The organism is Actinomadura rubteroloni, assembly GCF_002911665.1.
GTDB classification, from domain to species: Bacteria; Actinomycetota; Actinomycetes; order Streptosporangiales; family Streptosporangiaceae; genus Spirillospora; species Spirillospora rubteroloni.
The window spans coordinates 206,802-217,119 of the sequence record NZ_MTBP01000005.1; the positions used below are offsets into that span (position 1 = coordinate 206,802).

Annotated in this window: 1 protein-coding gene; it reads right to left on the bottom strand. The window is 75.8% G+C overall.

The genetic code is table 11. The features are described 5' to 3' along the window. Positions 1-15 precede the first annotated feature (15 nt). Positions 16-10,305: a type I polyketide synthase gene (locus BTM25_RS27500; protein ID WP_103566320.1), complete on the bottom strand. Its 10,290-nt coding sequence runs from the start codon at positions 10,303-10,305 to the stop codon at positions 16-18. Positions 10,306-10,318 lie beyond the last annotated feature (13 nt).

The following is a 10,318-nucleotide window of genomic DNA, read 5'->3' on the forward strand; positions in this document are numbered from 1 at the left end:
CTCGCTCGTCTTCGGTCAGGCCGCTGAGTCGTCGCCCAGGGCCAGGCGGATCAGTTCGTCGGTGTCCATGTCGTCCACGTCGGCGTCCTCGCCGGACGCGGCGGGCTCGGCCAGGTCGGTCAGCCGCAGCAGCGCGTCCAGCACGCCCGCGTCGCGCAGCCGCGTCAGCGGGACGGTGCCGAGCGCCCGCCGCAGCCGGGTCTCCAGGTCGCCGTCGCCGGACTCGCCGGGCGCCAGTTCCGTCAGCAGCTCGGCGGCCAGCGCCCGCGGGGACGGGTGGTCGAACACGAGCGTCGCGGGCAGCCGGAGCCCGGTGGCGGTCCCCAGCCGGTTGCGCAGCTCGACCGCCATCAGCGAGTCGAACCCGAGTTCGTTGAACGCCCGTCCGGGGTCCACGTCGTCGGCGGAGGCGATGCCGAGCACCGCCGCGACGTTGCCGTTGACCAGGTCGAGGACCCGCGTGCGCCGCTCGTCGGCGGGCAGCTCGGCGAGCTGGCCGGCGAGCGACACCGCGGCGGGCGCGGCCTCGGCGGCGCGGCGCTGCGGACGCCGCCGGACGAGCCCGCGCAGCAGCGGCGGCAGCGCGTCCCCGCGCTCGCGCAGCGTCGCCGCGTCGAACCCGGCCGTCACGACCGCCGCCCGGCCCGCGTCGAGCGCGGCGTCGAACAGCGCCAGCCCGCGTTCGGCGGTGAGCGGGACGATCCCGGCGCGGGCGATGCGGGCGCGGTCGCCGTCGTCCAGCCGGTCGGCCATCGCGCCCGCCTTGTCCCACAGGCCCCAGGCGAGGCTGACGGCGGGCAGCCCGGCGTCCCTGCGGTGCCGGGCCAGCGCGTCGAGGAACGTGTTCGCGGCGGCGTAGTTGGCCTGCCCTGCGTTGCCGAGGACGCCCGCGAGCGCCGAGAACAGCACCAGCGGCGTGTCCGGGACGAGCGTGTGGAAGTTCCACGCCGCGTCGATCTTCGGCCGCAGGACGGTCGCGAGCCGCTCGGAGGTGAGCGCGGTGAGGACGCCGTCGTCCAGCACGCCCGCCGCGTGGACGACCGCGCCGAGCGGCACGTCCAGCGACTCCAGCAGCCCGGCCAGGGCGGCCCGGTCGGCGGTGTCGCAGGCGGCGATCGTGACGTCCGCGCCGTGCGCGGTCAGCTCGGCCTCCAGCTCGATCGCGCCGTCGGTCGCGTGGCCGCGCCGGCTGACCAGCACCAGGTGCCGGATGCCGTGCTCGGTGACGAGGTGCCGGGCCAGCAGCCCGCCGAGGGCGCCGGTGCCGCCGGTGATGAGGACGGCGGCGCCGGGGTCGAGCGTGAGCGGCGTGTCCTGCCGCGCCGGGGCGAGGCGGGGCGTGCGGGGTTCGCCGCCCCGGACGAGGAGCTGCGGTTCGCCCGTCGCCAGCGCGGCGGGGATCGCGGCCAGGGACGGGTCCGTGCCGTCCGTGCCGACCAGGACGAACCGTCCCGGGTGCTCGGTCTGCGCGGTGCGGGTCAGCCCCCACAGCGGCGCGTGCGCCAGGTCGCCGTCGCGGGTGATCACGGCCAGCCGCGCGTCGTCCAGCCGGGGGTCGTCCAGCCACGCGCGCAGCGTGCCGAGCAGCGCGGCGGTGAGGTCGTGCGCGGCGGCGAGCGGGTCGGCGTCCCCGGTCGGGTCGAGCGGGAGCAGGACGGTCGGCGGGACGTCGGCGCCGTCGTCCAGCGCGGCCCGCAGCGCGGCGAGGTCGGCGTACGGGGTGAACGGGCCGGGGGCGCCGGGGGCCAGGACCGCCCAGCCGTCCGGCGCCGCCGCCGGGACGGACCCGGCCGGGCCCCACTCGATCTCGTGGACCTGCGCGTCCCCGCCGGTGCGGACGGGCGCGATCTGGTCGGCGGCCGTCGCGCGGAACTGCACCGCGCCGATGTCGGCGACCGGGGTCCCGGCCTGATCGGTGACGGTCAGCGTGACCTGGCCGGGCCGCCCGGTGGCGGCGGTGCGGACCCGGACCGCGGTCGCGCCGACGGCGTGCAGCGTCACGTCCGACCACGCGAACGGCAGCCACACCTGGTCGCCGCCCTCGTGCTCGGGCAGCAGCCCGCCGAGCGCGACGGTGTGCAGCGCGGCGTCCAGCAGCGCCGGGTGCAGCCCGAACGCGCCCGGCTCGTCGGCGGGCAGGACGACCTCGGCGTACACCGCGTCGTCGTCCCGCCACGCCGCCCGCAACCCCTGGAACAGCGGGCCGTAGTGGTAGTCGCGGGCCGCGAGGTCGTCGTAGAGGGCCGCGATGTCCAGGCGGGACGCGTCCGTCGGCGGCCACACCGGGACCGGCGGGGTTTCGACGGGCTCCGCCGCTCCGGTGAGGAGCCCGGTCGCGTGCCGCGTCCACGGCCGGCCCTCGTCGTCGGCGGGACGGGAGTGGATCGTGAACGCCCCGTCCGGGGCCACCGCGAGCTGGATCCGCACGGCGCCGTGCTCGGGCAGCGGCAGCGGCGCGTGCAGCGTCAGCTCGGCGACCTGCTCGACGCCGACGTGGTGCGCCGCGTGCAGCGCGAGGTCCACGTAGGCGGTCGCGGGCAGCAGCGGAGCCGCGCCGATCGTGTGGTCCTCGATCCACGGCTGCGTCCGCAGCGACAGCAGGCCGGTGAACAACGTGCCGCCGTCGTCGGCGAGTTCGACGGCCGCGCCGAGCAGCGGGTGCTCGGCGTCGCCGAGGCCGAGGTCGGCCGCGGCGGCGGGCGTCATGGGCGCGTCCAGCCAGTACGGCGTGCGCTGGAACGGGTAGGTCGGCACCTCCACGTACGGGGCCGGGCCCGCGCCGAGCACCGCGTCCCAGTCGACGCGGGCGCCGTGGGCGTGCGCGGCGCCGAGCGCGGTGAGCGCGGTGAGCGGCTCGGGGTGGTCGCGGCGGAGCGCGGCGACGGCCGTCGCGTCGCCGAGCGCGGTGCTGGCGAGCGTCGACAGGACGGGGTCGGGGCCGAGTTCGAGGAACGTCGTGACGCCGTGCGCGTGCAGTTCGAGCAGGCCGTCGTGGAAGCGGACGGCGTTGCGGATGTGGTCCGTCCAGTACTCGGCGGTGCTCACGTCGCCGGCCGTGTTCGTCGCGATCGGGATCTCCGGCGCGCGGTAGGTGAGCGCGGCGGCGATGGCGCGGAATTCGTCCAGGATCGGGTCCATGAGCGGCGAGTGGAAGGCGTGGCTGACGGTCAGGCGCCGCGCCTTGAAATGCCGCGCGATCTCGTCGGCCGCCGTCTCGTCGCCGGAGATGACGACGGACTTCGGCCCGTTCACCGCCGCGATGGAAACGGCGTCGTTGAGGTGCGGGAGGACCTCTTCCTCGGTGGCCTGGACGGCGATCATCGCGCCGCCCGGCGGGAGGCTCTGCATCAGCCTGGCGCGGGCCGCGACCAGCGTGCAGGCGTCGTCGAGGTCCAGGACGCCCGCCACGTGCGCAGCGGCGAGTTCCCCGATGGAATGGCCGAGCAGGTGGTCCGGCTTCACACCCCAGGACTCGAACAGGCGGAACAGCGCCACTTCCAGCGCGAACAGCGACGTCTGCGTGTACTGCGTGTCGTTCAGCCGCAGATCGTTGCCGAACATGACCTCCTTGAGCGGCAGGTCGATCCGGTCGAGAACGGCGTCCAAAGCCTCGGCGAACACCGGATAGGCGTCGTAGAGTTCGCGGCCCATTTCGGGACGCTGGCTGCCCTGGCCCGTGAACAGGAACGCGAGCTTCCCGCCCGGCACGCCGACGTCGACCGCGTCCAGGCCGGACAGCAACGACTCCCGGTCGTCGCCGACGACGACCGCGCGGTGGTCGAACACGGCGCGGGCGCGCAGCGCGCGGGCGACGGCGGCCAGGTCGGCGTCCGGGTCGGCGGCGAGCCGGTCCCGCAGGTGGACGGCCTGGTCCCGCACCGCCTGCGCGGTCTTCGCCGACAGCAGGAACGGCAGCGCGGGCGGCGCGGCGGCGGGCTCGGCGGTCTTCACGGGGGCCTGTTCGAGGATGACGTGCGCGTTCGTCCCGCTGATCCCGAACGCCGAGACGCCCGCGCGGCGCGGCCGTCCCGTCTCCGGCCAGTCGCACGCGGCGTCCACTAGCGCGACCCGTCCGGACTCCCAGTCGACGTGCGGGCTCGGCGTGTCGACGTGCAGGGTCTTCGGCACCCGGCCGCGCCGCATCGCCTCGATCATCTTGATGACGCCCGCGACGCCCGCCGCCGCCTGCGTGTGCCCGATGTTCGACTTCACGGCGCCGAGCAGCAGCGGCGTCTCGCGCTCCTGCCCGTACGTGGCGAGAAGCGCCTGCGCCTCGATCGGGTCGCCGAGCGTGGTTCCGGTGCCGTGGGCCTCGACGGCGTCCACCTCGGCGGGCGTGAGCCGCGCGTTGGCGAGGGCCTGGCGGATCACGCGCTGCTGGGACGGCCCGTTCGGCGCGGTGAGGCCGTTGGACGCGCCGTCCTGGTTCACGGCCGTCCCCGAGACGACCGCCAGCACCTCGTGGCCGTTGCGCTCGGCGTCCGAGAGCCGCTCCAGGAGCAACAGCCCGGCGCCCTCGGCCCAGCCGGTGCCGTCGGCGGACGCGGCGAACGGCTTGCACCGGCCGTCCGGCGCCAGCCCGCGCTGGCGGCTGAACTCCAGGAAGATGCTCGGGCTCGCGATGATCGTCGCGCCGCCCGCCAGCGCCAGGTCGCATTCCCCGCTGCGCAGCGCCTGCGCGGCCAGGTGCAGCGCGACCAGCGACGACGAGCACGCCGTGTCCACGGTGACGGCCGGGCCTTCGAGCCCGAGGCTGTAGGCGATCCGGCCGGACGCGACGCTCGTCGTCGTGCCGGTGAGGAAGTAGCCGCCGACGCCGTCGGGCACCTTGCGCAGCGGCGACGCGTACTCCTGCGCGATGACGCCGGTGAACACGCCCGTCCGGGACCCGCGCAGCGACGTCGGGTCGATCGACGCCCGCTCGAACGCCTCCCACGCGACCTCCAGCAGCAGCCGCTGCTGCGGGTCCATCGCCAGGGCCTCGCGCGGGCTGATCCCGAAGAACTCGGCGTCGAACCCGGCCGCGTCGTAGACGAACCCGCCGCGCTTGACGTAGAAGCGGCCGGGGACGCCGGGCTCGGGGTCGTACAGGCCGTCGATGTCCCAGTGCCGGTCCTCGGGCAGCTCGCCGATCACGTCGGTCTCGTCGGCCAGCACCCGCCACAGGTCCTCGGGCGACCGGACGTCGCCGGGGAACCGGCACCCGATCGCCACGACCGCGATCGGGTCGTCGCCCGCGACCGTCGCGGCGGGGCCGGCCTGGACCTCGGCGGGACCCGCGTCCAGCAGTTCGGCGAGCAGCCGCGCCGCGAGCGACTCGGGCGTCGGGTGGTCGAACACGAGCGTCGTCGGGAGCCGCAGGCCGGTGAACGCGTTGAGCCGGTTGCGCAGCTCGACGGCCGTGAGCGAGTCGAAGCCCAGTTCCTTGAACGCCCGTCCGGCGTCGATCGCGTCGGTGGCGGGACGGCGCAGGACGGCGGCGGTGGTCGTCCGGACCAGGTCCAGGACGACGTCGAGCCGCTCGCCCTCGGTCCGTCCGGCGAGCCGCTGCGCGAACGCGGCGGACCCGGCGGCGGCCCGGCGCGCCGACGTCCGGACGAGACCGCGCAGGACCGGCGGCAGCGTCCCCTGCTCGGCCTGCTCGCGCAGACCCGCCAGCTCGAACCGGGCGGCGGTGACATCCGGGAGCCCGGCGGCCAGTGCCGCATCGAACAGGGCCAGGCCCTCGTCCGGGGCGAGCGCCGCGACGCCGCCGCTCACCATGCGGGCGCGGTCGGTGGCGGAGAGGTCGCCGGTGAGGTCGCCCGGCTCGTCCCACAGGCCCCAGGCGATGGACGTCCCGGGCAGGCCCGCGGCGGCGCGGAGCCGGGCGAGCGCGTCCAGGAACGTGTTGGCCGCCGCGTAGTTGGCCTGGCCGGGGTTGCCGAGGACGCCCGCGAGCGAGGAGAAAAGGATCAGCGGCGTCTCGGGGGCCAGGTCGTGCAGGTTCCACGCCGCGTCCACCTTGGGCCGCAGCACCTGCTCGACGTGCTCGTCGGTCAGCCCGGCGAGCGTGGCGTCGCGCAGGACACCGGCCGTGTGGACGATGGCGCCGAGGTCGCGGCCGTCCAGGAGTGCGGCGACGGCGTCGCGGTCGGCGGTGTCGCAGGCGGCGAAGGTAACCGTGGCGCCGAGCGCGGTGAGGTCGGTTTCCAGCTCGGCCGCGCCGGGCGCGTCGGCTCCGCGTCGGCTGACGAGCAGCAGATCGTTCACGCCGTGCTCGGTGACCAGATGCCGGGCGACCAGGCCGCCCAGCGCGCCCGTCGCGCCCGTCACCAGGACGGTGCCACTGATGGTCAGCGGCCCGGAGGGCTCGGCGGGGGCCAGGCGCGGGACGCGGAGGCCGTCCGGGCGCAACGCGAGCTGCGGTTCGCCGGTCGCCACGGCGGGCGCGAGGTCGTCGGCGGTGACGTCCGCGACCGTGTCGACCAGCGTGAACACGCCGGGGTTCTCCGCCTGCGCGGACCGCACCAGCCCCCACACCGCCGCCGCGACGGGGTCGGGCGCGGCGCCGGTCGCGTTCCGGGTGACCACGACGAGACGGGACGAGGCGAACCGCTGGTCGGCCAGCCAGTCCCCGAGCACGCCCAGCATGTGCCGGACGGTCGCGTGCGCGGCGGCCGGGACGTCGCCGTCCGGCACCGCGACCGGCGCGAGCACCACTTCGGGCGCGGACGCGTCGCCCGCGATCTCGTCCAGGAACGCCCACGTGCCGGTCGCGGGCGCCGCCGGGGCGGCGACCTCCCACCAGTCCAGCGCGTGGAGCGGACGGCGCGGCGCGGCCGACAGCTCGCCGGGCGCCGGGGCCCGCAGCGCCAGCCGCTCGATCGTCAGGACGGGCGCGCCCGCGGCGTCGGTGAACACCGCCGTGACGGTGCCGTCCGGGCCGGGGGAGACGCGCAGCCGCAGGTCCCGGCCGGCCGTCGCGTGGACCTCGACGCCGCCGAGCGCGCCGGGCAGCGCGGTGCCGGGGTGCGCGGCGTAGGCGAGCTGGAAGGCCGCCTCGATCAGCGCGGGGTGGACGGCGTGCCCGGACGGGTCCACGTCGTCGGGCAGCGCGACCTCGGCGTACTGGTCGTCGCCGTGCCGCCAGGCCCGCTGGATCGTCTGGTGGAGCGGGCCGACGCGGCGGTCCCGGTCGGCGAGCCGGTCGTAGATCGCGTCCGGGTCGACCGGGTCGGCGCCCGGCGGCAGCCAGCCGGTCGCGGCGGGCGCGGTCGGCGCGCCGAGGCGGGCGGTCGCGTGGTGCGTCCAGGGCAGCTCGTCGTCGGCGACGGGACGGGAGTGGACGTTCAGCTCGCCGTCCGCCACCGCCACCTGGAGCTGCGCGGACCCGTCGGCCGGGACGGTCAGCGGCGCGTGGACCACGACGTCGTCCACGCGCGTGTGCCCGGCCCGCTCGGCGGCGTGCAGGACGAGGTCGGCGAGCGCGCCGGCGGGCAGCAGCGCGGTGCTTCCGATCGTCTCGTCCGCCGGGCCGGACACGCGGCCGGTGAAGACCGTGCCCTCGCCGGACGCGAGCGCGACGACGGCCGACAGCAGCGGATGCCCGGCCGGGCGCAGCCCCGCCGCGCCGATGCCGCCCTGGTCGGCGACCGGGTCCAGCCACAGCCGCCGCCGCTGGAACGGGTAGGTCGGCAGCTCGACGTGCCGGGCGGACGCGGTGTCCAGGACGGCCGGCCAGTCGACGGTCACGCCGTGCGCGTGGGCGTTGGCGAGCGCGGTGAGGAACTGCGTCTCGTCGCCCTGGTCGCGGCGCAGGGTGTGCAGCGCGGTCAGGTCTTCGGAGATCTGCTGGAGCGGGTAGGTGAGCACCGGGTGCGGGCTGGACTCGATGAACGTCCGGTGACCCGATTCGACCAGGTGTTCCACGGCCTGGCGCAGCAGCACCGGACGGCGGAGGTTCTCGTACCAGTACTCGGCCGTGAGGGTCGTGGTGTCGATGAACGCGTCGTGCAGCGTCGAGTAGAACGGGATCTTCGCCGCGACGGGCCGGACGTCCTTCAGCGCTTCCAGCAGTTCGTCGCGCAGCGGTTCGACGTACGGCGAGTGCGACGCGTAGTCCACAGGAACGAGCCGGGCTTGCACTCCCTGCTCCTGGTAACGCTCGACCAGGTCGCGCAGCGCGGTCGCGTCGCCGGAGATGACGGTCTGCGTCGGGCTGTTGTAGGCGGCGACGTGGGCGCCGTCGGGCAGGTCGATGTCCCCGGCCGCGAGCGGGATCGACGCCATCGTGGTGTCGCCCGTGATGGTGAGCAGCGTCTTGCTGCGCAGCGCGACGACGGCCGCCGCGTCCTCCAGCGACAGCGCCCCGGCGATGTAGGCGGCGGCGATCTCGCCCTGCGAGTGCCCGACGACGGCGTGCGGCTGGACGCCGGACTCGCGCCACAGATGGGCCAGCGACACCATGATCGCCCACAGCGCGGGCTGGACCGTGTCGACACTTTCCAGCGCCGACAGATCGGTCGGGTCCCAGGCCACGTACGGGCTGAGGGCCTGAACGCACCGGTCCAGGTGCTCCCGGAACACCGCGTTCGTCGCGTACAGGTCGGCGGCCATACCCGCCCACTGCGAACCCTGACCCGGGAACACGAACACCGTCTTGCCCGGGTCGCCCGCGACGCCCGTCACGACGCCCGGCGCGTCCTCCTCGGCGGCGAGCGCGGCCAGCGACGCGCGCAGCTCCGCCTCGTCCCGGCCGACGACGACGGCGCGGTGCGCGAAGGAGCTGCGCCCGGTGGCGAGGGCGTGCGCGACGTCGCGCGGGTCCGCGTCCGTCACGCCGCGCAGCCGCTCGGCCTGGTCGCGCAGCGCGGGCGCGGACTTCGCCGAGATGATCCACGCCGACGGCCGGGACGCCGGACGCTCCGGCCCCGCGTCCTCGACCGCCGGGGCCTGCTCCAGGACGACGTGCGCGTTCGTGCCGCTGATCCCGAACGACGACACGGCCGCGCGCCGCACCCGGCCCGCGTCGGGCCAGTCGCGGGCGTCGGCCAGGAGCGCGACGCGGCCGGCGTCCCAGTCCACCTCGGGTGTGGGCGCGTCGACGTGCAGCGTCTTCGGCAGGACGCCGTGCCGCATCGCCTCGACCATCTTGATGACGCCCGCGACGCCCGCCGCAGCCTGCGTGTGCCCGATGTTCGACTTGATCGACCCGAGCCACAGCGGGTGCTCGCGGCCCTGCCCGTAGGTGGACAGGAGCGCCTGCGCCTCCAGCGGGTCGCCGAGCCGCGTGCCGGTGCCGTGCGCCTCGACCGCGTCCACGTCGGCGGGGGTGAGGTCGGCGGCGGCGAGCGCGGCGCGGATGACGCGCTGCTGGGACGGCCCGTTCGGCGCGGAGATCTGGCTGGTCGTCCCGTCCTGGTTGATCGCCGAGCCGCGCAGGACGGCGAGGACGGGATGGCCGTGGCGCTGCGCGTCCGACAGCCGCTCCAGCAGCAGCAGGCCCGCGCCCTCGCCCCAGCCGACGCCGTTGGCCGCCGCAGCGAACGGCTTGGACCGGCCGTCGGGCGCGAGGCCCTGCTGCCGGCTGAACTCCACGAACAGGTCCGGCGTCGCCATCAGCGTGACGCCGCCCGCGAGCGCCAGCTCGATCTCGTGGTTGTGCAGCGCCTGGGACGCCAGGTGCAGCGCGACCAGCGACGACGAGCACGCCGTGTCGATCGTGATCGCCGGTCCGTGCAGCCCGAGCGTGTAGCTGATCCGGCCGGACGCGACGCTCGTCGCGCTGCCCGTCGCGATGTACCCCTCGTACGGCTGCGGCGCGGGGCTGAGCCGGGCGCCGTAGTCGTCGTACATGACGCCGGTGTAGACGCCGGTGTGGCTGCCGTTCAGCGCGAGCGGGTCGATGCCCGCGCGTTCGATCGCCTCCCACGCCAGCTCCAGCAGGATGCGCTGCTGCGGGTCGACGGCCTGCGCCTCGCGGAAGTTGATGCCGAAGAAGTCCGGGTCGAACTCGGCGGCGTCGTGCAGGAATCCGCCGTGCCGGGCGTAGGACGTCCCGATCTTGTGCGGGTCCGGGTCGTACAGGTCCTCGATGTTCCAGCCCCGGTCGGACGGGAACGGCGTGATCGCGTCGGTGCCGTCGGCGACGAGCCGCCACAGGTCGTCCGGCGCGGCGACGCCGCCGGGGTAGCGGCAGCTCATCGCCACGATCGCGATCGGCTCCTGGGCGCGGCTCTCGGCGTCCCGCAGCCGCTGCCGGGTCTGGTGCAGCTCGGCGGTCACCCGCTTGAGGTAGTCGCGGAGCTTGTCCTCGTTCACCATCTGCCTCGCCCCG